The organism is Mycobacterium sp. 852002-51152_SCH6134967 (genome assembly GCF_001667105.1).
Taxonomy (GTDB): Bacteria; Actinomycetota; Actinomycetes; order Mycobacteriales; family Mycobacteriaceae; genus Mycobacterium; species Mycobacterium neumannii_A.
In genome coordinates this window covers 1-25322 of the sequence record NZ_LZIK01000004.1, presented here as the reverse complement: position 1 = coordinate 25322, position 25322 = coordinate 1, and the positions used below count along the sequence as shown (strand labels likewise).

At 65.5% G+C, this 25322-nt stretch carries 27 protein-coding genes; 13 read left to right on the top strand and 14 right to left on the bottom strand.

Annotated elements, in window-relative coordinates; translation table 11 throughout:
* Nucleotides 1–240 precede the first annotated feature (240 nt).
* Nucleotides 241–387 (top strand): hypothetical protein, encoded by a 147-nt coding sequence (locus tag A5790_RS25640; RefSeq protein ID WP_156656252.1) that lies wholly within the window; start codon nt 241–243, stop codon nt 385–387.
* Nucleotides 388–464: 77 nt separating this feature from the next.
* On the opposite strand, the gene A5790_RS00255 is transcribed toward A5790_RS25640, so the two are convergent.
* Nucleotides 465–2225, bottom strand: a complete 1761-nt coding sequence (locus A5790_RS00255) for a GMC family oxidoreductase (RefSeq protein ID WP_231987555.1) — start codon at nt 2223–2225, stop codon at nt 465–467.
* Between the two features lie 118 nt (nt 2226–2343).
* On the opposite strand from A5790_RS00255, the gene A5790_RS00250 reads away from it, so the two are divergent.
* Genes A5790_RS00250 through A5790_RS25245 form a run of 3 tightly spaced genes read left to right on the top strand, consistent with a single transcriptional unit; the run spans nt 2344 to nt 3571 of the window.
* The gene (locus A5790_RS00250; RefSeq protein ID WP_066840427.1) at nt 2344–2979 is read left to right on the top strand and encodes a DUF4304 domain-containing protein; all 636 of its coding nucleotides are present in this window, start codon (nt 2344–2346) and stop codon (nt 2977–2979) included.
* A 57-nt stretch (nt 2980–3036) separates the two neighbouring features.
* Nucleotides 3037–3270 (top strand): hypothetical protein, encoded by a 234-nt coding sequence (locus A5790_RS00245; RefSeq protein WP_066840425.1) that lies wholly within the window; start codon nt 3037–3039, stop codon nt 3268–3270.
* Nucleotides 3260–3571, top strand: coding sequence for a type II toxin-antitoxin system PemK/MazF family toxin (locus A5790_RS25245; protein WP_082961503.1), 312 nt, complete (start codon nt 3260–3262; stop codon nt 3569–3571). Before A5790_RS00245 ends, A5790_RS25245 begins: the two co-directional genes overlap by 11 nt.
* A 181-nt stretch (nt 3572–3752) precedes the next feature.
* Here A5790_RS25245 and A5790_RS25240 read toward each other — a convergent pair whose 3' ends face one another.
* A complete protein-coding gene (locus A5790_RS25240) occupies nt 3753–4127 on the bottom strand; it encodes an endonuclease VII domain-containing protein (RefSeq protein WP_197696678.1) in 375 nt (124 codons plus the stop codon).
* A gap of 772 nt (nt 4128–4899) precedes the next feature.
* Here A5790_RS25240 and A5790_RS00240 point away from each other — a divergent pair.
* Nucleotides 4900–5301, top strand: coding sequence for a hypothetical protein (locus A5790_RS00240; protein WP_066840423.1), 402 nt, complete (start codon nt 4900–4902; stop codon nt 5299–5301).
* Nucleotides 5302–5318: 17 nt separating this feature from the next.
* On the opposite strand, the gene A5790_RS00235 is transcribed toward A5790_RS00240, so the two are convergent.
* The 3 genes from A5790_RS00235 to A5790_RS00225 all read right to left on the bottom strand — a co-directional run bounded on the left by A5790_RS00235 (nt 5319) and on the right by A5790_RS00225 (nt 7629).
* Nucleotides 5319–6140 (bottom strand): thioesterase family protein, encoded by an 822-nt coding sequence (locus tag A5790_RS00235; protein WP_066840421.1) that lies wholly within the window; start codon nt 6138–6140, stop codon nt 5319–5321.
* Between the two features lie 37 nt (nt 6141–6177).
* Complete coding sequence (locus tag A5790_RS00230; RefSeq protein ID WP_066840420.1) at nt 6178–6879, bottom strand: SDR family NAD(P)-dependent oxidoreductase; 702 nt, start codon at nt 6877–6879, stop codon at nt 6178–6180.
* 135 nt (nt 6880–7014) lie between these two features.
* Entirely contained in the window at nt 7015–7629 is a 615-nt protein-coding gene (locus tag A5790_RS00225; RefSeq protein WP_231987553.1) for a class I SAM-dependent methyltransferase, read from the bottom strand.
* 46 nt (nt 7630–7675) lie between these two features.
* On the opposite strand from A5790_RS00225, the gene A5790_RS00220 reads away from it, so the two are divergent.
* The 3 genes from A5790_RS00220 (at nt 7676) to A5790_RS00210 (ending at nt 10611) form a co-directional block, all read left to right on the top strand.
* Complete coding sequence (locus tag A5790_RS00220) at nt 7676–8104, top strand: MerR family transcriptional regulator (RefSeq protein ID WP_066840418.1); 429 nt, start codon at nt 7676–7678, stop codon at nt 8102–8104.
* Between the two features lie 65 nt (nt 8105–8169).
* Entirely contained in the window at nt 8170–9048 is an 879-nt protein-coding gene (locus tag A5790_RS00215) for an alpha/beta fold hydrolase (RefSeq protein WP_066840416.1), read from the top strand.
* Between the two features lie 90 nt (nt 9049–9138).
* Nucleotides 9139–10611, top strand: a complete 1473-nt coding sequence (locus tag A5790_RS00210; protein WP_066840415.1) for an MFS transporter — start codon at nt 9139–9141, stop codon at nt 10609–10611.
* A gap of 27 nt (nt 10612–10638) precedes the next feature.
* On the opposite strand, the gene A5790_RS00205 is transcribed toward A5790_RS00210, so the two are convergent.
* Nucleotides 10639–11067: an SRPBCC family protein gene (locus tag A5790_RS00205; RefSeq protein WP_064393840.1), complete on the bottom strand. Its 429-nt coding sequence runs from the start codon at nt 11065–11067 to the stop codon at nt 10639–10641.
* A gap of 456 nt (nt 11068–11523) precedes the next feature.
* Between A5790_RS00205 and A5790_RS00200 the strand changes: the two genes are divergently transcribed.
* From A5790_RS00200 to A5790_RS00185, 4 genes are all read left to right on the top strand, one after another.
* Entirely contained in the window at nt 11524–12552 is a 1029-nt protein-coding gene (locus tag A5790_RS00200; protein WP_369829748.1) for an ABC transporter ATP-binding protein, read from the top strand.
* A 90-nt stretch (nt 12553–12642) separates the two neighbouring features.
* Nucleotides 12643–13821: a spermidine/putrescine ABC transporter substrate-binding protein gene (locus A5790_RS00195; RefSeq protein WP_066840413.1), complete on the top strand. Its 1179-nt coding sequence runs from the start codon at nt 12643–12645 to the stop codon at nt 13819–13821.
* Between the two features lie 3 nt (nt 13822–13824).
* Entirely contained in the window at nt 13825–14700 is an 876-nt protein-coding gene (locus A5790_RS00190) for an ABC transporter permease (protein WP_064425540.1), read from the top strand.
* A complete protein-coding gene (locus A5790_RS00185) occupies nt 14697–15542 on the top strand; it encodes an ABC transporter permease (RefSeq protein WP_066840411.1) in 846 nt (281 codons plus the stop codon). The genes A5790_RS00190 and A5790_RS00185 overlap by 4 nt, the downstream gene beginning before the upstream one ends.
* 89 nt (nt 15543–15631) lie before the next feature.
* On the opposite strand, the gene A5790_RS00180 is transcribed toward A5790_RS00185, so the two are convergent.
* Entirely contained in the window at nt 15632–16498 is an 867-nt protein-coding gene (locus tag A5790_RS00180) for a DMT family transporter (RefSeq protein ID WP_066840409.1), read from the bottom strand.
* Nucleotides 16499–16567: 69 nt separating this feature from the next.
* Complete coding sequence (locus A5790_RS00175; protein WP_156656260.1) at nt 16568–16978, bottom strand: hypothetical protein; 411 nt, start codon at nt 16976–16978, stop codon at nt 16568–16570.
* Nucleotides 16979–17176: 198 nt separating this feature from the next.
* Here A5790_RS00175 and A5790_RS00170 point away from each other — a divergent pair, with 198 nt between their 5' ends.
* Complete coding sequence (locus A5790_RS00170; RefSeq protein WP_066840564.1) at nt 17177–17689, top strand: hypothetical protein; 513 nt, start codon at nt 17177–17179, stop codon at nt 17687–17689.
* A gap of 5 nt (nt 17690–17694) precedes the next feature.
* On the opposite strand, the gene A5790_RS00165 is transcribed toward A5790_RS00170, so the two are convergent.
* The 6 genes from A5790_RS00165 to A5790_RS00140 are packed head-to-tail and all read right to left on the bottom strand — an operon-like array spanning nt 17695 to nt 25231.
* The gene (locus tag A5790_RS00165) at nt 17695–19230 is read right to left on the bottom strand and encodes an MCE family protein (protein WP_066840407.1); all 1536 of its coding nucleotides are present in this window, start codon (nt 19228–19230) and stop codon (nt 17695–17697) included.
* Nucleotides 19230–20468 (bottom strand): MCE family protein, encoded by a 1239-nt coding sequence (locus A5790_RS00160; RefSeq protein WP_082961501.1) that lies wholly within the window; start codon nt 20466–20468, stop codon nt 19230–19232. The genes A5790_RS00165 and A5790_RS00160 overlap by 1 nt, the downstream gene beginning before the upstream one ends.
* Nucleotides 20465–21913: an MCE family protein gene (locus A5790_RS00155; RefSeq protein WP_066840405.1), complete on the bottom strand. Its 1449-nt coding sequence runs from the start codon at nt 21911–21913 to the stop codon at nt 20465–20467. The genes A5790_RS00160 and A5790_RS00155 overlap by 4 nt, the downstream gene beginning before the upstream one ends.
* Nucleotides 21910–22992, bottom strand: coding sequence for an MCE family protein (locus A5790_RS00150; protein ID WP_066840563.1), 1083 nt, complete (start codon nt 22990–22992; stop codon nt 21910–21912). Before A5790_RS00150 ends, A5790_RS00155 begins: the two co-directional genes overlap by 4 nt.
* Entirely contained in the window at nt 22992–24014 is a 1023-nt protein-coding gene (locus A5790_RS00145) for an MCE family protein (RefSeq protein ID WP_066840404.1), read from the bottom strand. Before A5790_RS00145 ends, A5790_RS00150 begins: the two co-directional genes overlap by 1 nt.
* On the bottom strand, nt 24011–25231 hold the full coding sequence (locus A5790_RS00140; RefSeq protein ID WP_066840402.1) for an MCE family protein: 1221 nt from the start codon (nt 25229–25231) through the stop codon (nt 24011–24013). The genes A5790_RS00145 and A5790_RS00140 overlap by 4 nt, the downstream gene beginning before the upstream one ends.
* Nucleotides 25232–25322: the final 91 nt, after the last annotated feature.

The window sequence follows — 25322 nt, the reverse complement described above, 5'->3', positions numbered from 1 at the left end:
AGTTCTGGACGTTTCGCCCCAAAGCGTATGACCATTAACGGGCCGGTGTCAACGAATGGGGGCAAAATGCGAGGCAGATAGCGACTCCGAAATAGCTAGATCATACGAATTAAACGCAAACGTACGCAGCGCCCAGCGGCGGCAGGCTCTCCAAATGGCCTACAGCCACTGACTCGAAAGACGTGTCGGCAACCTTGCGTAAGCGGTCACGATTTTCGCCCATGGGCGGACAATTGATCCATGTCCACTGCGGTTTGGATCGCGATTGCAATATTCGCAGTCGGGGCTGTCGTCGGCGGGTTGTTGCGGATTCGCGCCTGGCTGCAGAAGCCGGCACCACCCGAGGTGATCGAAGCCGCACACCGTGACGACGACGAAGGCGACTGAAGGTCACGACTCAAGCGAATCGGTCGCGGCTGTCCGAGGCCAGTTCGGTGGAACACTGCGGCACGAGTGGGACCGGCTTATTTCAGGATCGCCCGCGCTGCGCGCTCTGCGATCAGCATGACCGGCGCGTTGGTGTTCCCGGACGTGATGGTGGGCATCGCCGACGCATCGGCCACCCGTAGGCCCGCGACGCCACGCACGCGGCAGTCGGTGTCGAGCACCGTGGCGGCCGACCGTGGCAGACCGCGTGTATCAAAGGCACCCATCGCGCAGGTGCCCACCGGGTGGAAAATGGTGGTACCCAATTCACCCGCCGCCGCCAGTAGGTCTTCGTCGCTCACCAGTTGCGAGCCGGGAAGCATTTCTTCCGGACAGTAGCGGGCTAGGGGAGGGGCGGCCATGATCTGCCTGGTCATCCGAAGGCCGCGCACGGCGACTTCACGGTCGGCATCAGTGGACAGGTAGTTGCAGATGATCTTTGGGTGGGTCAGCGGATCTGCACCGACCAGGCGCACGTGCCCGCGCGAGGTGGGTCGCAGGTTGCAGACCGAGGGAGTGATGGCGCCGAAGGGGTGCAGGGGTTCCCCGAATTTCGGCAACGACAACGGCTGCACATGCCACTCCATATCCGGGCTGGCCAGCGCGGGCTCGCTCTTGGCGAAAGCCCCCAGTGTGGACGGCGGCATCGTCATGGGTCCCGATCGCAGCAGCAGGTACTGAATTCCCATGCCCGCCCGGGTGATCCAATTCCGGTACAGCGTGTTGACGGTTCGTGCGCCCCGAATGCGGTACACCGTTCGAAGCTGCAAATGGTCCTGGAGGTTTCCGCCGACTCCTGGCAGATCAACGACCACCGGCACGTGATGCTGGGTGAGCAACCCGGCCGGGCCCAACCCCGAAACCTGCATCAGATGAGGCGAGCCAATGGCGCCGGCGCTCAGGATCACCTCCCGACGGGCTCGAACGTCGACGATCTGGCCGTCTTTGAGCAGCCGTAGGCCGGTGACGCGGTGCTGCGCCGCGGTCCAGGCGCCGCGACGCTGATCGTTGCTGACCTGATCGTCCATTAGCAGCTGGAGAGCCTGAGTCCGCGTGTAGACGGTGAGATTGGAGCGGTGGGTGACGGGGTGCAGGAAGGCATCGGCCATCGACCAGCGCCGGCCGCGTCGTTGATTGACATGAAAGTAGGCGCTCCCGGAGTTGTCGCCCCGGTTGAACTCTTCGATCGGCGCAATACCCAGTTCGGCTGCGGCGGCCTGCCAGGCGTCCAGAATTTTCCAGCGCACCCGCGGTCGCTCCACGCGGATCTCACCGCCGGCGCCATGCCACTCGTCGGCTCCGCCGAAGTAGTCTTCCAACTCCTTATAGATTGCGAGTGTTTCGCCTGGACCGTCTGGGCCGCCCCAAAGCCAGCGCTCGTCTGCGGTGGCTTGCGCCCACAACTCGTAATCGCTTGCCTGCCCGCGCATATGGATCATGGCGTTGATCGACGAGCAGCCGCCGATCACGCGACCCCGCGCGTAGATGATGCTGCGGCCGGCCAAGCCTGGGTCGGGCTCCGTCGTGAAGCACCAGTCGGTGCGGGGGTTGCCAATGGTGTACAGATAGCCGACCGGCACCTTGATCCAGAACCAGCTGTCCTTTCCGCCGGCCTCGATCAGGAGCACCCGGTGATCGGGGTTGGCGCTGAGCCGATTGGCGAGCAGGCAGCCCGCGCTGCCCGCTCCCACGATGACGAAGTCGAACTCGGCATCAAGTCGAACTCCTTGGTGGCCCCAGGATCTCACCGCTACCACATTAACGGGCAAGGTGATTTTTTCGCCCTCATCGTCGGGCATGGCCGCGTTGTCCTTGCGTAGCGTCAAATTGGTGCGCTGACGGATGGTGCCGCGGCCTTAGCCTTGAGTCACGGGCGAGAGGGCAGTCAACGGTTCATTGCGACGGACCTACGAGGCGGTGGTCTCCGCCGATGTCGGCCCGTTCCGACGCGCACGCGGCTTTGGCATATCGGACTGCAGTTTCAAGCGGGAGCGGGGGCCGCTCTACGACATGATCCACCTTCAGCCCGACTGGCACAACGGCACGAGGTCGTGGCACGGGTTCTTCGTCAATGTCGGTATCGGATCAGTCGAGGTCGACGCCGCATGTCCTCGATACGAGCGAGTGAGACATCCGCTCAAAGGTTCGCTGCTGCAACGTCGTTGGGAGCACTTGGTACCCGATCTGCCATACGAAGTGCGGTTCGACCGTCGCACCGAGATGCGGCAGTTCGCCGGCGCGCTCTGCGACGGCTTCGACTTGGTACTGGTCGAGCTGGAACGAATAAGCACCACAGAGCAATTGGTGCGATACGCAGTCGACAACAACTTGCTCATCGAATATGACAAGACCTGCCGGTACCTGGCTGCAACTGGTGACATCGACACGCTGACGGAATACGTGACAAGGCTGCACGATTGCTTCGGACATCAAGACCGTTGGTCGATCTTCAGCGGCAACATCAGCGCGGCTGCTGGGTGCTGGGCGGAGGAACTGCGGAAGCGAGGATTGCTGCACCCGATTACCTCCAGTGGCGGGCATGAGCTGTCCTGATGGCGGCGGTCCCTCTGGAACCAGCGGTTGTCTTACAAAACGTCGTACACTGTGGCTATGGCTGACACGATCACCTTCCGGCCGGACGACGACACAGCCAAGGCGCTGGAGGTTTTGACCAGGGACGGCACGGCTGTGTCCGCAGCCGTTCGATCTGCCCTCATCGATGCCGCACGTCGAAAGGCCAATGCGGCGATTCGCGCCGAGGCGGAAAGGCTCGCCGACGACGAATCCGACCGCGCTGAGGCCACGCAGGTACTGCGCGACATGGAGACGCTGCGTGCGTGGTGAAGTCTTTCGGTTACACGCCCCGCGGGGGAGTCGCGGTCACGAGCAGTATGGTTCCCGATACGCCGTAGTAGTCCAGTCAGATCACGTGCCGCTGTCGACCTGGCTGGTTGCACCGACGTCCACGTCGGCTCGTGCCGCCAGCTTCCGACCCGAGGTTGAAATCGCCGGCGTGAACACCCGAGTACTTGCTGAGCAGACCGCGGCGGTCGACCCGGGTCGGCTTGGCAAGAGCGTCGGGTTCCTCAGCTTCGACGAAATGCGCCGCGTTGATGCGGCCCTACGTGTCGTTCTCGGTCTATGAGCTCTGCGCCATCACCCTAATCAAATAGTAGGCGGCGCAAGTGAAGACGCCGCCGACGAAGCACGACGAACTTACTGGTAACCCGCCATAATCGATCCTGCGGTATTCGTCCCGGGTGAGGAAACGGCATGATGGCGGAAGCGTTGGGACGGTTGTCGAACCGCGTCGGCGCCGACGCGTCCTACGCGGTATTCGACGAAGTATGGGCCTGCAAGTACGAGATGGCGGCACTTAGCCGCTGCGGGTTATCACCAAACGCACCGAGACCTGCATTGCATGACGGACAGAGAAGCCCCCGGATTTCGCCGGTGATGTGATCATGATCTACGGCGAGCGGAACCTTCGCCAGTGGCCTGCCGTCGCTGCGAGGTCGACCACCGACTCTGTTCAAGTCGATTTTGATCTCGTCGCGTCCGCAGATTGCGCAGCGATAGTCCTGCGTTGCCCGCAGTAAATCGTACTGCTCGGGCGTGATTCGATACTTCGCCCACAGGTTGGCGCGCCGGATCTCCGCCGGATCTTGCTTGAGCCTGCGAGCCCGCTGGTAGCACGCCATACACAATGGATCGCTCTCTCGTGTACGCGCGATTCGACTTCGCGGTTTGACTTTGCCGCACCCAACGACCGGAGAACAGCGCAGCATTTCTGGCTCGGACGAAACCGTCGACGGGGGCTGATCCACAGGGAGAGTCTGGCAGTACGGTACGACATCCAACTTGACATAGTGTGGCTTATCGGCGTTTTACTAACCAGGCCGATGCTTGCCGGGTCGATTACTCGCTGCGGCCGGCGTCCCGGAGCACTCCCGGCGGACCGCTCCGTTCCGGCCAACACGCCGCGCGGCGACGCCTTAACTGGTTGATACCACGCGCCAGGTGCGTGCGATCAACCCGTTAGCGATGTCCACACCAGGCCCGGTCATCGCGCCGCTTCGTGGCGTCGTCAGATAGGACGGCTCGGACCTCCATCGGGTGTCTCCCGGCTTCCCCGCCGCGCGATGTCATTTCGTCACTGTGACGATTTCATGCCGCCTAGCCGGACCTGGAAAGCACTCGCTCCGAGGCGATTTCGAGCATGCGACCCGCCAGACTGATAGCAACCAAAAAGTCGGCCATCGGCACACATCCAGAAGGGCGCGCGTCATCAGGCTCGTGCTATCGCCGGCGCCACCAAAACAGCGACCTCGCCCCCTGGGCCCTCCCCGCCTCTCCCCGCGGAACGACCATCGTTATGTCACGTGACGATTTGCGCACTCCCCGCCTGTCCATCGCGCGAATCGTTCGTGGCAAATACCGGACAATGCGGTCACCGTGCGGGATCGTTGTCACATGAGCCCCAAGGTTCCCACCCCTAAAGAAATCAGAGAAGCGGCGCAGGCGGCCGCTGAGACCGCCCAGACGGTCGCCACTGAGGCGATGCGCATCCCACCCGCATCGCTACAGATGATGGCCCAAGTGCCGGACCTCATCGAGAACATGGCCGCGGCGACGGAGCGCCTCAATGCGGCGATCGACCGTGCGGAACGCTATCTCGCACTGGCCGATCCGATGATCCGGACCATGGACGCGATCGTGCCCCAACTTGAGGCGCTGATCGCCACCGGCAACGACGTCTACAACGCCGTAGGCCGAATCCCCGGCGTTGCGACGGTGGGCCGGTTCGCGTCTCGGACCTCGAACCCGCCGGCAGACAAGAAGCCCTCCGGTGGACGCACCCGCAAGAAACCCTGACGCAAGCCGCCGAGTGATCACTCGTAGTTGACTTCACCGCGCGGAAACGGCCGCCCTCGGAAGTCGATCTGCGCGGTCGGGTTCGCCACCGCGGTCACCATGCCGGACCCGAAGGCGCCCTGCCGGTCGAACAGCGTCGCTGTACCGACCGAGATTCCGTCAGCCACCCAGTGCGAGTCCCCCTGCACGAGAATCCACTCGTCGAGCGGCAAGCGCGACAACGATACCGTGAGGTCACCGTTGATATAGCCGATCCCCTCGGTGCCCAAATTGGTCACCAAGCTCGTCGACTCTGCTACGTTGACGGCTCTGATGAAGGGTGAGACCGGCTCTCCTGCAATGATATTCGGGCTCGTATAGAAGAACCGTTTGCGGGAAGTGTTTTGGTGAGCCTCCGGCGACCGCGTCCAACCGCCATCATCGCTGCCGATGAACGGTACGAGATCCCCATCCGGGGTCGGCAACTGCGGTGCATCGACCGGCGCGATCCACTCCTCACCGGGCGGCGCAGCCGATCGTCGGTACTGCACCAGCGTGGCACGTGCGACCGGCCGACCATCCTGCACCACTTCGCATTCCGCATTGCGTACGCGCCGACCGTCACGGATCACCCGCACCTCAACGGTCGTCGGCAGGTTGCGCGCCGCCCGGAACAAGTCGACGGTGATCCGCGTCGGCATGAAGTCCGGCGAACCGCACTCCTTTTCGAGCGCCTGCGCCGCCAACCCGACGATGGCCGGTCCGTTGAGATGATCATCACCCCAATGGCTCTGGGCGAAGATCGACGGCATGAATGCGCCGTCCGCCGTCGGCGTGAAATACGCGGGGTCAGTGCTCATCTGCGGATCTTCGCACAGGACGCCAATGGCGCTTCGGCTAGGTGTTGCGACCGCCGTTGACGCCGATGATCTGACCGGTGATGTAGCCGGCTTCCTCCGAGACGAGAAACGCGCACGTGGCCGCGATGTCCTCGGGCTTACCCATGCGGCGCACAGGGGTCGCGTCGATGGTGGCCTGAACGTCGCCGAGGTAGCCCCGCGCCTCTGCCGCTCGCAGCATCGGCGTGTCGATGAAGCCCGGCGGCACGGCGTTCACGGTGATGCCTGCCGGACCGTATTCGAGCGCCAGCGTCTTCGTCAGCCCGTTCACCGCCGATTTCGCCGCCACGTAGTGCGACATGTACGGCGCACCGGAGTGTGTGCTCGACGACGAGATGTTGACGATCCGACCCCAGCCGGCGTCCACCATGTCGGGCAGTACCGCCTGCACACAGTGAAAGACGCCGTTGAGGTTGACGTCGACCACGCGCTGCCACTGCTCGAACGTGATGTCGCCGAACCGCGAGAAGCCGTCCAGGCCCGCAGCATTGACCAGAATCGCCACCGGTCCGAGCTGGCTACGGACGGTCGAAAGCGCGGCGTCGACCTGACCGCGATCAGTGACGTCGGCGGTGAAGGTGGACTCCTCGTCGCTCGGCGCCAGGTCGAGCGTGGCGACGCGAAAGCCGTCGGCGCGCAAGCGCTTCACGATCGCGCGTCCGATCCCCGAGCCGCCGCCGGTGACGACCGCTGTCTTCATTCACTTATCCTTTCGTAATCTCTTGTCAGAGAACGCGTTATGCCGATCAGTGGAGCATCCGCAGACCAAGGAGTTCTGACGCGCGTCCTAAAGGTCTAGCAGACGCGCACTCGGCGCCGGAGGTCGACCGCGGCCTCAGGGACGACGGCCCAAGACCGCCCACACGTCGCGCCGTCCCGCCTTGTGCGCGCCGACCGTCACGTCCGCAAAGCCCGAAGACCGACACAGCTCCGCGAACGCGTCAGCCTGCTGGCGTGTCCACCCGTGGCTGGCCAGGCCCGTCGCACCCGGCTTCGTCTGTCGCTCGACAGCGAGCAGGCGGCCACCGGGGACCAGCAGTCGGGCCGCCTCGTTCAGCCCCGCATCCACGTCTTGCCAGTGGTGCACGGTCGCCAGCGACCACACCACGGTCGCCGACTGGTCCGAGAGGGGCACGCGCTCGGCGGTGCCTGTCGTCCACGCAACGGAACCGTCGGGGGTGAACATGCGGGCGAGCCGCAGCATCACGGGCGCCGGATCAACGCCGGTCGCGGCCGCACCGCGACGGACGGCCTCCCGGACCGCGGACCCGGGCCCACACCCGATGTCGACGACGGTGTCCGCGGCCGACACACCGGTGAGGTCCGCCGCCAGGCGGGCAGTCGGCCGCCCCATGAGCATCAAGACCAGCCCGACCAGCGCGCCCATCGGGCCTGCGAAGCCGGGATGGTCGGCGTGGTGGTTGACGGGCAGATTCTCGGCGGCGCTCACGACCACTAGCTTGCCGCTTCAAGTCGGCTTGAAGTCAAATGGCGGCATGGACGCGATTCCCATCGGCGAAGCGGCCGCCCGGTTGCAGATGGCCTCATCGACGTTGCGCTACTACGACGAGCGCGGTCTGGTTCGTCCTCAGAAGCGGCTGGACGGTCGGCGCATGTACGGCAACGACGACCTGCGCCGCCTGGCGCTGCTGAAGATCTTCAACAAACTGGGGCTGCCGCTGGACACCGCTGCGGCCGTCCTCGACGCCCCCAGCCCCCAGTGGCGCGAACTCGTGCGCCAGCAGATCGGCCAGCTCGACGAGGTGATCGCCCAGGCGCGCGGGGCTCAGCAGTTCCTCACGCATGCGCTGCTCTGCCCCGCCGACCACCCCGCCCGCCAATGCCCGACGATGACCGGGGCGTTGGACCGGCTGGTCGACGGCGCGTCGGTCGAGCAACTTGCCGCCGAACACGCCGATCCCTGACCGTGCGAGCAATACGTGCGGCTCGATCCGGGTATATGAGGCCGTACCGGGGAGGGACCACACTCATGACTGAGATGAACTATCTGGAGTTGCACGGCGACCGCGTCGCGTACCGAGACGTCGGCAGCGGTGCAGAAGCGCTGCTGCTGATCCACGGGATGGCCGGAAGCTCCGAAACGTGGCGGGCGGTGATCCCCCAGCTGTCGCGGCGATATCGCGTCATCGCGCCCGACCTGTTGGGGCACGGCCAATCCGACAAACCCCGCGGCGACTACTCGCTGGGCGCGTTCGCGGTGTGGCTGCGCGACCTGCTCGATGAACTCGGCGTGTCCAAGGCCACCGTCGTCGGCCAATCGCTGGGCGGCGGGGTGGCCATGCAGTTCGTCTACCAGCATCCCGACTACTGCCAACGCCTCGTGCTGATCAGCAGCGGCGGGCTGGGACCCGACGTCGGCTGGACGCTTCGCCTGCTCTCGGCGCCGGGTTCGGAATTCCTGCTTCCGCTCATCGCGCCCCGAGCCGTCTTGGCCGCGGGTAACCGGCTGCGCAACTGGTTCTCCACCGCGGGCATCCAATCGCCACGCGGCGCGGAGATGTGGAGTGCTTATTCCTCGCTGGCCGACGCCCAGACACGCCACGCCTTCCTTCGGACGCTGCGCTCGGTCGTCGACTATCGCGGCCAAGCCGTCAGCGCCCTGAACCGGCTGCACGTCGCATCGGAGATGCCCATCATGGCCATCTGGGGTGACCAGGATCGCATCATTCCGGTCGGTCACGCGTACGTGGCGCAAGAGGCACGTCCCGAATTCCGGCTGGAAGTGCTGGAAGGCGTCGGGCACTTTGCGCATGTGGAACGCCCCAGTGAGGTGGTGGACCTGCTCGACGATTTCATCACCACGACCGCGCAACCGACCGGGCAACCCGTCACCCACAGCGAGTCGTAGCCGCGTCCCCTGCACCGCCCGGTACAGGTACCTCCGGAACGCGCAGACATAATCGACGAAACGGAAGGTCATCTAAGGATCGGAGCGGCTGTGGTCGGGACCGGTGCGGCGCAGTCGCCGGCGATCGGTCGCGAACGCTCCCCTCGCCTCCTGGTCGCCGGGCTGTCCATCGTCGTGCTGACCGTCGCGGTACTGCAGACGGCCGTGGTTCCGGTTTTGGGCATCATCGCCGACCAACTCGACGCATCCATTGTCGGCGTGAGCTGGGCGGTCACCGCGAACCTGCTGGCCGCCGTCGCGGCCACGCCGCTGCTCGGCCGGCTTGCCGACCTTCACAGCAAGCACCGAGTGCTGCTCGGCGTGCTTGTCGTCGTGCTGGCCGGATCACTGCTCGCGGCCGTCACGTCGTCCCTCGAACTGCTCATCGTCGCCCGCGTGCTTCAGGCCGCCTCCTTCGCCCTCTACCCGATCAGCATCGCGATCCTGCGCGAGGAACTGCCTCCCGACCGTCTGATGTCGGCGATGGCGGTGTTGTCCGGGACGTTGGGCTTCGGCGGCGGAACCGGCCTCGTCGTGGTGGGCCTGCTGATGACCGGTGACGCGGGCTATCACCGGGTCTTCTGGTTGACGACCGCGTTCACGGTCATGGTGATCGCGATCGTGCTCCTGGTGGTGCCCCGACGGCCGCGCCACGTCGCCGGATCGATCGACTGGCTGGGAGCGGCCGGTTTGGCGGTGGGGTTGTCGGCGCTGCTGTTGGCGATCAGCCAGGGCCAGACGTGGGGTTGGGCATCGCCTGCCACCGTCGGCTGCGTCCTCGGTGCAGTGGCGGTGCTGGCGGGCTGGTGGTGGTGGGAGCGTCACATCAACCGCCCGCTGGTATCGACGGCGATGCTCACCCGGCGCCCGATCCTGCTCACCAACGTCGCCACGATCTTCGTTGGCATGGGCCTGTACTTCGCGTTCCTCGGGTTGACGCTCTTCGTTCAAATACCGCGTGAGGCAGCGGGTTACGGCTTCGGCGCGACGGTACTGGAAGCCAGCGTCGTCTATCTGCTTCCGGGTGCGTTCACCGGGTTCATCGTCGCCTTGGTCAGCGGTAGGTTCATCGACCGCTTCGGCGCCCGGCCGGTGCTCCTCGTGGCGGCGGTCGCCGGTATCGCCGGCTTCCTGTTCGTCGCGTTGGCGCACTCGCACACGTGGCAGATCATCGTCGCGAGCATCCTCGCCAACGCCTACATCAGCCTCGGCTACGGCGCGCTGCCCGCGTTGGTCGTCAGCGAGGTGGACGCCGGTGAGACGGGCGTGGCCACGAGCATGAACGCGATAGCCCGCACCATCGGCAGTTCGATCGCGGCTGCGGTCGTCGCCATGTTGCTCAGCCGGTCGGTGCCGGGAACGGGCGTGCCGATGGAGAACAGCTTCTTCGCGATCTTCCTGGGCGGCGCGATCACGTCGATGCTCGCGCTACTGCTGATCGCCATGTCGCGTCCGTCGTCACGGCCGATGGATTCCGTGGAAGCCCGCTACGAAACGCGTGCCATGAACCACGAATGGGGCTGACGCCGCCCAGCCAGCGACGTCCGTTGGTCAGTGCAGCGCGGCCAGATTGCTGACCGACTTGCGCACATCGGATTCGATCACCTTGGCGACCAGATTGCCGATGCGCGTGTTCAACAGCCCGCCAGACAGGTCGGCGACCACCTGAAACGTCGACCCCGGATTGTCGGCGCGGACGCACAGCGTCAGCCCGATGCGAATGCCCGGGCGGCCTCGGCCGACCATCTCGACGACTTTGGGCTCGTCGTAGCGCGTGACTTGCCAATGGATGGTGTTGCGGAATCCCTTGACCTTGATCAGCGACGAGACGCATGTCCCGACCTCGATGTTGGCGGGCACCTCGCTGCGCCACCCGCCGAAGATCGTCAGCCACTCGTCGAACCGGCTCAGGTCCGAGGCCAACTCCCACGCCTTGTGCGGGGTCAGGTCCGACGACACCGCAACGTCCACTGCTGCCATGACTAGTGCCGTACCCCCCGAACCGGGGCAGGTAAACGGCGTTTCGCCCGATCATGGCGGCGCCGACTGCGAAACTGATCACGACACCGGTTCAGCGTCGGCGCCGCCTGCGGTCTGCCGGCCGAGCCGACGACTGCGCCGGTGACGCGAATCTGGTGCCCGGCATCACATCAGACGAAGGATTCCATTGTGAATATGTAAATTCCCTGCGGAATCGCTTGCGAACGACCGCTCGATCCGCGATTGTTTTACCCACAGCTCAGGGGGCTGCCCGTAGGAGGATCCGCACTGACCGGCACACACACCACCGCCGTCGACCGATCATCGGGACACAGCGAGGCGGCCCGCCCGTCGGGCGCCCCGGTCATCGAGATCGACCACGTCACCAAACGCTTCGGCGACTACGTCGCCGTGGCCGACGCGGACTTCTCCATCGCCTCGGGCGAATTCTTTTCGATGCTCGGACCGTCGGGGTGCGGCAAGACCACCACCCTGCGCATGATCGCCGGGTTCGAAAGCCCCACCGACGGTGCGATCCGGCTCGAAGGTGTCGATGTTTCGAAAGTTCCGCCTCACAAACGCAACGTCAACACGGTGTTCCAGCACTATGCGCTGTTTCCGCACATGTCGGTGTGGGACAACGTCGCATACGGTCCCCGAAGCAAGAAGCTGGCCAAAAGTGAGATCCGTAAGCGGGTCGACGAGCTCCTCGAGATCGTCCGGTTGACCGATTTCGCCGATCGCCGTCCGGGCCAGCTCTCGGGCGGGCAGCAACAACGCGTCGCGCTGGCGCGGGCTCTGGTGAACTATCCGAGCGCGCTGCTACTCGACGAACCGCTCGGCGCGCTGGATCTCAAGCTGCGTCAGGTGATGCAGTTCGAGCTCAAACGCATTCAGCGCGAAGTGGGGATCACGTTCATCTACGTGACCCACGACCAGGAGGAAGCGCTGACCATGAGCGACCGCATCGCGGTCATGAACGCCGGCAACGTCGACCAGATCGGTACGCCGACGGAGATCTACGACCGACCCGCCACCGTGTTCGTCGCGAGCTTCATCGGGCAGGCCAACCTTTGGGCGGGCCGCCAGACCGGAAGGGCCAACCGGGATTACGTCGAGATCGAGGTGCTGGGCTCGACGCTGAAAGCGCGGCCGGGCGAGACGACGATCGAACCCGGAGGCCACGCGACGCTGATGGTGCGGCCCGAACGGATCCGCGTGTGCATGGATGCTCCCACCGGTGATCTCGTCGGCGTGCGCGCGACGGTCACCGATCTGACCTTCCAGGGTCCGGTGGTTCGGCTGTCGTTGGCTGCGCCGGATGACTCGGCGATGATCGCCCACATCGGCCCCGAGGAGGATCTGCCGCTGCTGCGCCCCGGCGACGAGGTCCACGTCTGCTGGACACCGGACGCCTCACTCGTGTTGCCTGCAGCCGACATTCCCACCGCCGAGGATCTCGAGGAGATGCTCGACGATTCCTGATCGTCACCCGTGGCGATCCGGCACCGCCCCGAGCGGCGACTCGGAAGTTGTCGGCCCCTCCCCTCCCTCCGACGAAAGGCACAGCCGCCCATGCCCTACGAGATGGATCCCCGCCTCTCCCGCTTCGCCGCCAACCGCACGTCGCGCCGCCGCTTCATCGGTGGAGGCGCCGCTGCGGCCGCCGCCGTGGTGCTCGGCCCGTCGTTCCTCGCGGCGTGTGGATCAGACAGCAGCACTTCCGACACCACCACCCAAGAGGGCGGACCGGCGAGCGGCACACTGCGGATCTCGAACTGGCCGCTGTACATGGCCGAGGGGTTCATCGCCGCCTTCCAGCAGGGCTCGGGTATCACCGTCGACTACAAGGAAGACTTCAACGACAACGAGGAATGGTTCGCCAAGGTCAAGGAACCGTTGTCGCGCAAGCAGGACATCGGCACCGACCTCGTGGTGCCCACCTCCTTCATGGCGTCACAGATCCGGAAGCTGAACTGGGTCAACGACTTCAGCGAAGACGGCATTCCGAACAAGAAGAATCTGCGACCCGACCTGCTCGACGCGCAGATGGATCCGGGCCGCAAGTGGAGCGCGCCCTACATGACCGGCATGGTCGGCCTGGCCTACAACCGCGCCGCCACCGGACGTGACATCACCACGATCGACGATCTGTGGGATCCGGCGTTCAAGGGCCGCGTCAGTATGCTTTCCGACTTCCAGGACGGCCTGGGCATGATCATGCAGTCCCAGGGCGGAGACCCCGCATCGCCCAACACCGAATCGGTGCAGAATGCGGTGAACCTCGTCCGCGACCAGAACGACCGAGGCCAGATCCGCCGGTTCACCGGCAACGACTATGCCGACGACCTGGCTGCGGGCAATGTCGTGGTCGCGCAAGCCTATTCGGGCGATGTGGTGCAGCTACAGGCCGACAACCCCGACCTGCAGTTCGTGGTACCGGAGACCGGTGGCACCGACTTCCTCGACACGATGGTCATCCCCTACACCACGCAGAACCAGAAGGCCGCCGAAGCGTGGATCGACTTCGTCTACGACCGGGCCAACTACGCCAAACTCATCGCCTTCACGCAGTTCGTTCCGGTGCTCTCGGACATGACGGCAGAACTCGACCGGATCGACCCGAATCTGGGCAAGAACGAGCTGATCAATCCCCCGCGATCCACCCTCGACCGGATCAAGGCCTGGGCTCCGCTCGAGGACGAGCAGAAGCAGCAGTACGCCACGATGTACGCCGAAGTCACCGGCGGTTGATAGATGGCGGGAGTCGCCAGTAGCGGCCGACAGCGCAGCAGGATCGCACCGTATCTGATGATCCTGCCGGCGATGGCGTACTTGGCGGTGTTCTTCGTCATTCCGTTCATCTCCCTGGCGCGGATGTCTCTGTCGAAGGCCAGCGGCTCGATTTTCCTTCCGACACTGACGTTCTCATGGGACTTCGGGAACTACGCCGAGGCGTTCAGCAAGTATCAGGAGCAGATACTGCGGTCGTTCGGCTACGCGACCACCGCGACGGTGCTGTGCGTGCTGCTCTCGTTCCCCTTGGCGTATGTGATCGCTTTCAAGGCCGGGCGTTTCAAGAACCTCATCCTCGGACTGGTGATCCTGCCGTTCTTCGTGACGTTCCTGATCCGCACCATCGCGTGGAAAACCATTCTGGCCGACAACGGTTGGGTGGTCGGCGCGCTGGACGCGATCGGGCTGCTGCCCGCCGACGGGCGGCTGTTGTCGACCAGTTGGGCCGTCATCGGGGGCCTCACCTACAACTGGATCATCTTCATGATCCTGCCGCTGTACGTCAGCTTGGAGAAGATCGATCCCCGACTCATCGAGGCCTCCAAGGACCTGTACTCGTCCAACACCCGCAGCTTCACCAAAGTCATCCTGCCGCTGTCGCTTCCCGGGCTGCTGGCCGGCAGCCTGCTCGTCTTCATCCCGGCCGCGGGTGACTTCATCAACGCCGAGTATCTGGGCAGCACCCAAACGACGATGATCGGCAACGTGATTCAGCAGCAGTTCCTGGTCGTCAAGGACTACCCGGCAGCGGCGGCGCTGAGCATGGTGCTGATGGGCATCATCCTCGTCGGTGTCCTCCTTTACACCCGGGCATTGGGCACGGAGGAACTCGTATGACCGTCCAGGCGATGGACGCCGCGACCAGCCTCACGCCGGCCAAGAAAGTCAAGGGATCGCCGCGATGGGGTGATTGGCTGCTGCGGGCCGTCGCGGGACTGGTGCTGCTGTACCTGTTCCTGCCCATCTTCGTGATCGTACTGTTCTCGTTCAACGACCCGAAGGGCAAGTTCAACTACAGCTGGCAGGGTTTCACCCTGGACAACTGGGCCGATCCGTTCAAGTATCCCGCGCTGACCGAGGCGCTGAAGCTGAGCATCAACGTCGCCGCTGTCTCCACCGCGGTTGCATTGGTGCTGGGCTCGCTGGTGGCGATAGCCCTTGTGCGCCAACGGTGGCGGGGCCAGCGCGCGGTCGACACATTTCTCGTGCTGCCGCTGACGGCACCCGAGGTGGTCATGGGTGCGGCGCTGTTGGTGCTTTTCCTCGACCTCGGCTGGGCCACCGGCTATGTGACGATCGTGCTGGCGCACATCGCGTTCGAGGTCAGCTTCATCGCGATGACAGTGCGCGCCCGGGTGCGCGGATTCGACTGGACGCTCGAGGACGCGTCGATGGACCTCGGCGCCAGTCCGACGCGGACCTTCTTCCGGGTGACGCTGCCGCTGATCGTCCCCGGCATCGTCGCCGCGGGGATGCTGTCGTTCGCGTTGTCGCTCGACGATTTCATCATCACCTACTTCGTCAGCGGTTCGACGGTGACGTATCCGCTGTATGTCAACGCGGCGGTGAAGGCCGCGGTGCCGCCGCAGATCAACGTTCTCGCCACGGCGATCCTGGTGATCAGCCTCGTCCTGCTGGCAGCGGGAACCCTGTACCGGCGCAAGCGGATCGACGTCTAGCGCACGCTACGCGCCCGGGTGCGCCGAGTTCTGCACCAGGGCTGCGAATCCGGCGTAATCACGACCCTCGTGCAGAACTCGGCGCGAACTCACGCGCCGACCTCGGCGGGCAGCGGGGGCTCGCGAGCCCCGGCGCGGGCGGCGCCCATGCCGGCGGCCACGACGAAGCACATCCCGAGCACTCCGAGTGGCCTGGGCACCTGATGCAGGATGATGAGGCCGATGGCCATTGCGAAGCCGGGTTCGAGAGCCATCAGCGTGCCGAACGCCGCGGTCGTGAGTCTGCGCAACGCCAGGAGTTCCAACGCGAACGGCACGACCGGCAGCAGGATCGCCAGTCCGATACCGATCAGCAGGATCTCAGGAGACATTCGAGGCAGCACCAGATGGCCGACGGCGAGCGTCGCCACCAAACCAGCGACCGGCATCGACACCGCCAAACCGGACATGCCCACCACCTCGTCACCGACCCGCTGGGTCAACAGGATGTACGCCGCCCAGCAGGCGGCCGACGCCAGCGCGTAAAGGACGCCGACCGGATCGATCTCGCCGGCCCACGGTTGTGTGAGCAGCACGACCCCCGCCGCGGCCAACCCCGGCCACAGGAGGCGGGTCCTTCCGGTCCCGTGCGCGACCGCGACGGCCAAGGGACCGAGGAACTCGATCGCGCTGGCAGTGCCCAAGGGAATGCGGGCGAGCGCCGCCATGAACAATAAGGTGATGGCGGCAGTGACGACACCGAGCAGCACGCACATCCGAAAAGTCGCCCAGGTGAACGCGCTTGGTCGCGGCCGCACGATGACGAGCATCAGCACACCTGCCCATGCCAGCCGCAGCCAGGCCGCGCCTTCGGCGCCGATACGGTCGATCAGCGTCACCGCGACCGCCGCGCCAGTCTGCACGGACAGCATCGCCGCAACCGCCATCAGCACCCCGCTGCGGGTACGGCTCACCATTCCTGCATTGAACGGGATGTGGAGCGGTCGCGTCCACGGTATTTCGTTCGGCAGCCAGCCGTGGCTCTGCTACAGGCGAGCGAGGCTGAACGGGTAGGTGATGGTCCCGCCCGGCGCGCCGTCACAGCCGGTCGCGAACGAGGACTCGAGGATGCCCGATCGGGTCACGGCGTCCCATGAGTAGACGTCGCGGGTCGGGATCACCGGACCGTAGTAGACGTTGCCGCAGCGCAGCCCGTCCGGAACGTCGACGGTAAGGGTGTACCGGCCGGCTGCCAACTGGGCGTCCCCGCTGTACGCGAACGCCTTCGCGATGGGTTGCGGGATGGCCTGTACGTGCACACATTCGCCGGGGCAACGCGACACTGCCCACAGCCAGGTGTGGAAGTCGTAGCGCCCGTCGATCACCAGATGGAAGTTTCCGTACACGGTCTCGGCACGACCGACTCCGGGGACGGTCAGCAGCGGGAGGGCCAGCATCACCACCACCAGCGCGGCGCGAACGCTGACCCCGGAGCGACGTTGCGCAGGCACGTCTCCTTGATACGTGATGTCGGCGACGGCGGGCCGCGGCGGTGCCACTCAGCGGGATCGCCTGTTCCACTGAGCGGGCGTTACCCGATCTCGGTGCCAGAACCGATTTAGGTTGACCTCGCCACGATCGTGAAGGAGTCGGCGATGCGGATACCCGGTGTCGCGGGATGTGTCGTCATTGTCGCTGTGACAGGGATCGGGTTCGCCGGTGCCGCCAACGCCACCGAGGACCAGTGGGGACTCAACGGCAGCTATACCGCCACCTCGAACGGTGAATACGCCAAGACCAACGAGGTGTTTCGCGACGAAGCCAGCTTGCGAAGCACGTGGACCATAACGACGACGTGCAGCTACCCGACCGAGTGCACGGGCACCGTCCTCAGCGATTTCGGTTGGACGGCGCCGATCTACAAGACGGGTGGCGTCTGGTACGTCAAGCACACGGTCCAGGACTGGATTCCATGTCCTGACGGCACCACGGCCCCGGGCCTCCAGGTATTCCGGTTCGTCCCCGTCAACGAGGACGGCAGCATGACCGACCCCGCGTCGACGACGTTGGCCGGTGAGGATCAGACGACCGGCCCGAGCGGCGCGTGCGGCGTCAGCAAACCGGTGTTCATCACCATGCCGTTCAAGCTCGTCAAGAACGGCGACTGACCGAATCACCCACTCGGGACCAGGAGGTCCTGCCACTTCCGCGCACCGGCGGGCGCCACCAGATCGGCTTGCCGGAACACCTGCCCGTCGGGTGTCGCGTACTGACCCGTCTGCGGGTCGTAGGGGGCGAAGGCGACGGACGGCCCGCCACCGGAGCTCGAGGAACTCGGGGCCGCGGCGGGACCTGGACCGCCGGACAGCGGCGGCGCAGCTTCGCCTGGTTGGGCGGGCGGCATCGGCGTGCCCTGCACCGGACCGTAGATCCGCTCGTCGAAGTCGACGCGGTCGTCGGGCGCGACGCCCTGGGCGATCAGGCCCGGATCGATCGGGTACGGGCCCAGCGGATGCTGGCGCATCGCCAACGGCGCGAACGGCTTGTCGCTCTGGCACATTTCGACGGTCGGCGCGCGCTTGCCCGGTTGCGCCAGGCACGGATAGTTACGCGCACCGCGCACCCCGATCGGCGAATCCTGCGGCAGTTTGCAGTACAGGCCGTCGGGTGTGTCGACGATCGTCTCGTCCTCTGGTGAGCGCCACTGGTTCGGCGGTAGGAATCCGACCGTACACGCGGGCGGGTCGCTGATCACCAGCGTGAAATCCCCCAGCGCCATGCCGGTGGGGTTGTTGCGCGCCACGCCGACGGTCTGCGTGGCCGCCACGTAAGGGGGAAACAGTACCAGAAGTTGTTCCAGCGCAGCATGATACGTCACACCGACCTCGCCGACCGATGTCAGGTTGGCCAACAGCACGGGCAATGTGGCCTTAACGTCGTTGAACAACCGCGAGGCCTCGTCCGCCGCGCCGGGACCGGTCTCCAGGATCGTGCGCATCTGCGCGTCATCGGCCTCCAGTTGACCGGTGATACCCGCCACGCTGCGCGCCCAACTGCGGATGGCGTCGGCCGATTGCGCCTGACCGTCGAGCAGCGGGAGGCTGTCGTCGATCAACGCCCGCGTCCTGTCGGCGATCGCGTTGCCGTCACCGACGATTTTCGCCGACGAGTCCATCAGCGAACCGAAGTCGTATCCGGCCCCGTCCAACGCCTTGAACGACTCGTCGAGCAGACCGCTGATCTTGTCCTTCGGAATGCTGTCGACCAGTGCGCTGACCTGATCGAGCATCGGGCCGACGGCTTGCGGTACCGAAGCCTTCTCTCGGGAAATCACCGAGCCGTCTTGCAGGAACGGTCCGTTCGTGTCATCGGGAACCAGGTCGACGTACTGTTCTCCGACCGCGGACACGCTGCGTACCGCCGCCCGGGTATCAGCAGGAACCTTCGGCGCGGTGTTCAGAGACAGCGTCGCGACGGCGCCCTCGCGGGTGGCGCGCACGTCGAGGACCTTGCCCATCTGGACACCGCGGTAGGTCACGTTCGAGAACCGGTACAGACCTCCGGTGCCGGGCAGTTCGAGCTGCACTGTGATGCGGCCGATGCCCAACAGCGTCGGCACCTGCATGTAGCCGAACACCATCGACGCGATGCCGATCACCGAGGCGATGGTGAAGATGATGAGCTGATTACGAACGACGCGCGTCAACATCAGTTGTCGCCTCCGCCGGCGACCGCTGCGCCGTCCGTCGCGAGACCTGATCTGTGTTCGACGGTTTGGTCGGAATCGTCTTGCCCGTCAACGCTTTCGAACAGCAGCGGTGGCTCGGCGACCTCGGTGGGCGCCGGCGTGATCGGCGCGTTCAACGGGTCCAGAGTGTAGGTCAGATACCAGGGATCGCCCGGGGCGGGCACCATCGGCGCGCCCTCCTGCCCCCATCGGGTGCCGAGGAACAACCCCCGCTTGAGCCGCGGAATGGTGAAGTCGAAAATGATGAACTGGTTCATGTAATCGCCGCGGATCGCACGGTCGATGAAACTCTGCGTGTAGGGGAACGTCGGCGCGTAGGCGAGGACGGTGCCCAGACTCGGGCCGACGTCGGCGAGCGCGTGCAACGTAGGTTCGAGGTTGGCGAGGTTGCGCACGATGTCGTCTTTCGTGTCGTTGATCAGCCCGGTCGCCGTGTCACTGAACCGTCCCAGGCGCTCCAGTGCCTCGGTGATGCGCGGCCGTTCCTTGATCAGGACATCGAGAGCGGGCGGAATGCGTTGCAGTGCATTGGTGATGACGTCGCGTTCGGCGGCGAACGTGCCGGACATGCGATCCATCGCGGTGATGGAGGCGTTGATGTCGTCGCGTTGGGTGTCGAGCATCCCGATGAAATCGTTCAGGCGGACCAGCAGGTCCCTGATCTGGTCTTCGCGTCCGGTGAGTGCGGCGTTGAACTCGCGGACGATGTCACCCATCTGCCCGAGGCCGCCGCCGTTGACCACGACCGACAGCGAGGACAGCGTCTGCTCGGTGGACGGGTACGTCGACGACCTGTCGAGTCCGATGGTCGATCCGGGTTTCAGTGTGCCGCTGGGCGCCTGTCCCAGAGGGGGATCCAGCGCCAGGTGCATCGACCCGAGGAGGCTGGTCTGCCCCACAGTCGCCACCGCATTCGCCGGTATCACGACGTCGGGCCGCACCGACACCTCGATGTCGGCGTGCCAGTTCGTCACCTTCATCTTGCCGATGCTGCCGACGACGACGTCGCCGAGCATGACCGGTGAATTGGGTTCCAGGGATCCGACATTGGCGATCTGGACGTGATACACGGCGGCGCCCTCACCCCGTCCCACCGTGCCCGGGAGCGGCAGCGAGTTCACGCCTTCGAACGTGCACCCGGTCATCGCGAGGGCGACGCAACACGCCACGACGAGGCGACGGATCGAGCGGCGCGTCATGACGGCCCCATCGGGGTCGCCGGCGGCGCCGGTGCCTCGGCGGGCATCAACATCTCCTCGAGAGTCGTCGGCTGCGAGGCCGTCGTGGGTGGGCCCGGAGGAACCGGCGCACCCGGGAACAGGGCGGGTTGCGGCGCGGCCGGCAGTCCGTGCGGTGCGTAGGCGCCGGGCAGGCCCGGCGGAGTGGCCCACCCCGCCGGCGGCGGCACGTCACCGGCGCCGGTGTACGCCGATACCGCCGGCGCGGCTTCTGGGGGTACCGGAGCGCCGCCGGCTCCCCCGGGTGCCAGCGCGGGATCCGAATAGATCAGGTTGTCCGGGCTCGGCGACTTCTGCAGGTAGGCGTTGAAGGGCATCGGCAGATAGTTGAAATTGAGCAATCGCAGTGCGGGCCCGAGGTATTCCGCGCATGCCTTCGACGCCTCGGGCGCCGTGGCGTTCTTGACCGCCCCGATCGCCGAGCACACCAGTTGCACCGGGTTGGCGAAGTTCGCCAACGCGAAGCCGCCGATCATGGTGCCGGTGTCGGGGTTGTAGATGTTGTATCCGTTGCCGATCGCGTTGGGCGCGACGTGGAGCACGTTCTCCAGGGCCAGTCGATTGTCGGCGAGATTCTGTGTGACGGCGCCGAGGCGCTGGATCTGTTCGGCGGTCTGATCTCTGCTTCCCGCGATGAACCGCTGCACCTCGCCGACGGCTTCGGCGAGATAGGTGAGAGCGGCGTCGAGATCGGACCTGCTCGAATCGACGACGCTGCTCACCGTGGCGAGGCGGTCCTGGAACTGCACGATCTGCGCGTTGCTGTCGCGCAGTGCGTTGACGAAGGTCTGGAGGTTCACGATCACATCGACGATGTCGCCGCTGCCATCGGCGAGGATCCGGCCGACCTGTGCCAGCTGGGTGATGGTCTCGCGGAGCTTGTCGCCGTTGCCGTCCATAGCGTTGGCCGCGCTGTCGATGAAGCGGCTGACCGAGGTCGTCGAGATGTCGCCGCTGGGGCCGAGATCCGTTGCAAGCCGCGTCAGTTGCTCCTTGACCTCGTCCCACTCGACGGGCACCGCGGTCCGGTCGACGCCGATGACGGCGTCATCGGGGAGCGTCGGGCCGCTGGTCTCGTAGGCGGGGGCGAGCTGAACGTAGCGCGCCGACACCAGGTTCTGCGCGACTATCACCGCCTTGGCCTCGGCCGGGATCGGCACGTCACGGTCGACGGACAGCCGCATACGGGCTTGTGCTCCGTCGGGCTCGATCGACTCGATGGTGCCCACCCGCACCCCCGCGACGCGTACCTCGTCACCCGGATAGATCGCGGTCGCGGAGGCGAAGTACGCGGTGATGGTCCTGGGACCGAAATACGACTGCCGAACCACCACACCGGTTCCGGCGACGAGCAGGCCCACCAGGACCACCAGCAGCGTAGTGGTCAGGGGTTTGCGACCGATCATCGCGACCCTCCCGGAATACCGTTGTACGGGAACGGGAATTCGGCTCGTGGCCCCGCATTGTCCGGCGGCTGACCGGCGTTCACCCCGCGGCGATAGCCGAGCGCATAGTCGAGGAACGGTTGCAGCGACTGCGCGGGCAGGAGGTTGCCGACAAACGCGTTGTAGTAGAACCCGTTGTTGACGGCCTCACCCTGAGTCACCTGGTACTTGGCCAAGCCGGACAGGGCCTTGGCGATGTTGTCGCGGTTGCGCTCGAGCATCTCATAGACCGCGTTGAGCTTCTGCAACGTCGGCGCCAGTTCCTGCTCGTTGTCGTGCACCAGACCGGTCAACTGCTGGGCGACGGCCGAGGTGTTGGCGAGCAGGCTGACGATCGCGTACCGACGGTTCTCGAGAACACCCATCAGGTCGTTGGCGTTGAGGATCAAGGTGTTCAGCTGCTCGCTGCGCTCGGACAGCACACCCGTGACGTCGGCGGCGCTCTTGAGTAGCCGGCCCAGCGACTCGTCGCGTCCGTTCAGTGAGCGTGACAGCCGGCTCAGCCCGTCGAAGGTTGGTCCGAGTTGCGGCGCGATCCGGTCGATCGTGTCGGCCAGCGTGTCGAGGGCCTGGTTCACCGACGCGGTGTCGGTGTCGGTCGTGTTCGCGGTGAACTCGCTGACCGCCTCGGTCAGCGAGTACGGCGAAGAGGTCCTCGACAGCGGGATGACGTACAGCGGCTTCACCCGGTCATCGCCCGCCGGTTCCAGGGCCAGCGTGCGCTCCCCCAGCAGAGTGCCGGTGCGGATGTGCGCGGTGGTCTGGGATCCGACGCGGACCTTTCCGTCGACGGTGAACGTCACGAGCGCCTTGCCCTTGTCCAGGGACACATCGGACACCGAGCCGACCGTCATACCGGAGACCTTCACGTCGTTGCCCGGTGTCAGACCGCCGGCCTCGGTGAACAGCGCCTGATATCTGACGGCGGTGGCCCACGACCACAGCCGCTCCGGTTGCAGCCCCACGGCGATGATCAGGACGATAACCACAACGCCGATGAATCCGGCTCGAATCAGCGAGGGGGCACGGTATTTCAGCATCAGGGCTCCCCGCATCTTCCGTTGTTCTGCAGGATCCACGGGAAGTGCGCGGTGCGGCCCTGGAGGTCGGTGACCCTTACCGATATTCCGCACAGGTATTGGTTCAGGAAGCTTCCGTATGCGCCGAGACGCACGAGCTTCTTGTAGTTCTGCGGCGTCTTCTGCAGGGAGACATCCAGGAGCGGTATGTCCTTCTCGAGCAGCGGAGCGACGCGGTTGAGCTGATCGACGCTGCCGGCAAGTGGTGGCCGGGCCTGGCTCATCAGATCGGCGAGCGATGCGGTCCCGCTGTCCAGTGCGGTGATCGCCTCCCCGATCGGGTCGCGGTCGGCGGCCAGGCCGGTGATCAGCTTCTCGAGACGGTCCACCGCGCCGGAGAACTTGTTCCCGTCCTTGGCGATGGTGGCCAGTACCGCGTTGAGGTTGTCAATCAGGTTCCGCACGGTCTGGCCGTTGTCGGCGATCGAGTTCGTGAAGGATGCGGTCTTGGCGAACAGCGATTCGAGGTTTCCGCCCTGCCCCTGCAGGATCTGGATCAGCGAGCGGGTCAACGCGTTGACGTCGTCGGGGTTCAGGCCGCGGATCACGGGCTTCAGCCCGCCGAGAAGGAGGTCCAGATCCAGGGCCGGCTCGGTGCGGTCGGCGGGGATCTGCGAGCCGGGGCCGGCGACCCTCGTAGAGCCGGGCCCGTCGAGGAGTTCGAGGTACCGATCGCCGACCAGGTTGAGGTAGCGCACCGCGGCTTTGGTCCCGGTGGTGAGCACGATGTCGGGCGCGGTGTCGAAGGTGACCACGACGGTGTTGTCCGGTTGCAGGGAGACGTCGTGGACGGTGCCGACGCGGATACCCGAAACCCGCACCGAATCCCCGGGTTTGAGGTCGGAGACATCGGTGAACACCGCGGAGTAGTCGTGTGCGGACCCGGTGCGGTACTGGCCGAAGATCGCGAACAGCGCTCCGGTCAACAGCAGCATCACCGCGCCGAAGACGCTCAGTTTGATGGCTGTTCCCACGCCGCTCATCCCGGTTGTCCGATCTGCGAGGTGTTGCGGGGCGGACCGTCGATCGGGCCGAACAGCGCCTGCTTGAGCGCATCGGAGTTCAGCAGGATCCCCTGGTTGCCGTACTGCGCGCGGCTGGCGTCGATGTCGCTGACGACATAGGGCGCCCGCGTTTCGTAGCCGACGTCGGGCAGTCCCGCGCACTGGGGTCCTCCCTTGGCCGCGACCTTGGGCAGGTTCTGAGGATAGCGGTAGCGTTCGGAGCCCAACACGAAGGAGTCGAGCAGCAGCACTCCGGGGACCGGCGAGGGTGCAGCGGTGGCCAGCGGGACCATACCTGCCAGAACGCAATTCAGTGCCGGGTGGTACTGGTTGGTCAGGTCGGTCGTGGGCACCAGAAGGTGGACGACGTCGGTGATCGCCTTGCGGTTGCCGGTGAGCACTTCGTCGCCGATGTCGGCCAACCCGATCGTGCTGAGCAGCAGGGTGTCGAGGTCCTGCTGTTTGTCGACGATCGTGTCGCTGATGCTGGTGGCGTTGTCGACGATGGCCAGCAGGTCGGGGCTGGCGTCGGCGTAGGCCTCGAGAACCTGTGGCATGACCGCGATGTCGTGACTCAGATTCCCCAGGCTGGGATCGATCTTCGCGAGCATTGCGTCCAGATCGGACAGCGTCTGCCCGAACTTCTCGCCCCGCCCGCTCAGACCCGAGGCCAGCGTCCCGAGCGTCTCGTTGAGCTTGGCGGGCTCGATGCGGTTCAACACCGAGACGAGTTGTTCGAAGATGGTGTTGATCTCGACGGTGACGTGGTCGGCGTCGAGCACCTGACCCGCACGGAGCCCCTGCGGGGACGGGTCCGCGGGCGGCACCAGTGCAACGGATTTCGCGCCGAACACCGTCGACGACGAGATGTCGACACGCACGTTGGCCGGTATCAGCTCCATCGCGGAGGGGTCCATGGCGAGGTGGATCGCGGCACGGCCGTCGGGCAGAGGCTCTACCGACGCGACAGTGCCCACTTGAGCGCCGTGCAGCTTGACCCTGGCGTCGGGGTTCATCACCAGGCCGGCGCGGTCGGTGACGACGGTGACCGGTTCGGTTTTGGTGAAGTCGCCGCGGAAGAGCGCGACGGCGATGGCGACGACCGCGACGACCGCGAGGACAGCGATGAGTCCCGCTGCCGGTCTTGCGTATTCACGTGGCTGCGCGGGCGCCGACGTCTGCTGGTTGGTCGTCAAGGTGCCACTACCCGGACAGGTTGAAGTTGCCGTTGGAACCGTAGACGGCCAGGGATACCAGCAGGGTGACCGACACGACGATCACCAGCGA

Excerpts from the sequence above, each read along its gene's own strand:
- A5790_RS25640 (WP_156656252.1), top strand. The coding sequence starts at position 241 with ATGTCCACTGCGGTTTGGATCGCGATTGCAATATTCGCAGTCGGGGCT.
- A5790_RS00255 (WP_231987555.1), bottom strand. The coding sequence starts at position 2,225 with ATGCCCGACGATGAGGGCGAAAAAATCACCTTGCCCGTTAATGTGGTA.
- A5790_RS00245 (WP_066840425.1), top strand. The coding sequence starts at position 3,037 with ATGGCTGACACGATCACCTTCCGGCCGGACGACGACACAGCCAAGGCG.
- A5790_RS25240 (WP_197696678.1), bottom strand. The coding sequence starts at position 4,127 with ATGGCGTGCTACCAGCGGGCTCGCAGGCTCAAGCAAGATCCGGCGGAG.
- A5790_RS00240 (WP_066840423.1), top strand. The coding sequence starts at position 4,900 with ATGAGCCCCAAGGTTCCCACCCCTAAAGAAATCAGAGAAGCGGCGCAG.
- A5790_RS00235 (WP_066840421.1), bottom strand. The coding sequence starts at position 6,140 with ATGAGCACTGACCCCGCGTATTTCACGCCGACGGCGGACGGCGCATTC.
- A5790_RS00230 (WP_066840420.1), bottom strand. The coding sequence starts at position 6,879 with ATGAAGACAGCGGTCGTCACCGGCGGCGGCTCGGGGATCGGACGCGCG.
- A5790_RS00220 (WP_066840418.1), top strand. The coding sequence starts at position 7,676 with ATGGACGCGATTCCCATCGGCGAAGCGGCCGCCCGGTTGCAGATGGCC.
- A5790_RS00215 (WP_066840416.1), top strand. The coding sequence starts at position 8,170 with ATGACTGAGATGAACTATCTGGAGTTGCACGGCGACCGCGTCGCGTAC.
- A5790_RS00205 (WP_064393840.1), bottom strand. The coding sequence starts at position 11,067 with ATGGCAGCAGTGGACGTTGCGGTGTCGTCGGACCTGACCCCGCACAAG.
- A5790_RS00200 (WP_369829748.1), top strand. The coding sequence starts at position 11,524 with ATGCTCGGACCGTCGGGGTGCGGCAAGACCACCACCCTGCGCATGATC.
- A5790_RS00195 (WP_066840413.1), top strand. The coding sequence starts at position 12,643 with ATGCCCTACGAGATGGATCCCCGCCTCTCCCGCTTCGCCGCCAACCGC.
- A5790_RS00190 (WP_064425540.1), top strand. The coding sequence starts at position 13,825 with ATGGCGGGAGTCGCCAGTAGCGGCCGACAGCGCAGCAGGATCGCACCG.
- A5790_RS00185 (WP_066840411.1), top strand. The coding sequence starts at position 14,697 with ATGACCGTCCAGGCGATGGACGCCGCGACCAGCCTCACGCCGGCCAAG.
- A5790_RS00180 (WP_066840409.1), bottom strand. The coding sequence starts at position 16,498 with ATGGTGAGCCGTACCCGCAGCGGGGTGCTGATGGCGGTTGCGGCGATG.
- A5790_RS00175 (WP_156656260.1), bottom strand. The coding sequence starts at position 16,978 with ATGCTGGCCCTCCCGCTGCTGACCGTCCCCGGAGTCGGTCGTGCCGAG.
- A5790_RS00170 (WP_066840564.1), top strand. The coding sequence starts at position 17,177 with ATGCGGATACCCGGTGTCGCGGGATGTGTCGTCATTGTCGCTGTGACA.
- A5790_RS00165 (WP_066840407.1), bottom strand. The coding sequence starts at position 19,230 with ATGTTGACGCGCGTCGTTCGTAATCAGCTCATCATCTTCACCATCGCC.
- A5790_RS00160 (WP_082961501.1), bottom strand. The coding sequence starts at position 20,468 with ATGACGCGCCGCTCGATCCGTCGCCTCGTCGTGGCGTGTTGCGTCGCC.
- A5790_RS00155 (WP_066840405.1), bottom strand. The coding sequence starts at position 21,913 with ATGATCGGTCGCAAACCCCTGACCACTACGCTGCTGGTGGTCCTGGTG.
- A5790_RS00150 (WP_066840563.1), bottom strand. The coding sequence starts at position 22,992 with ATGCTGAAATACCGTGCCCCCTCGCTGATTCGAGCCGGATTCATCGGC.
- A5790_RS00145 (WP_066840404.1), bottom strand. The coding sequence starts at position 24,014 with ATGAGCGGCGTGGGAACAGCCATCAAACTGAGCGTCTTCGGCGCGGTG.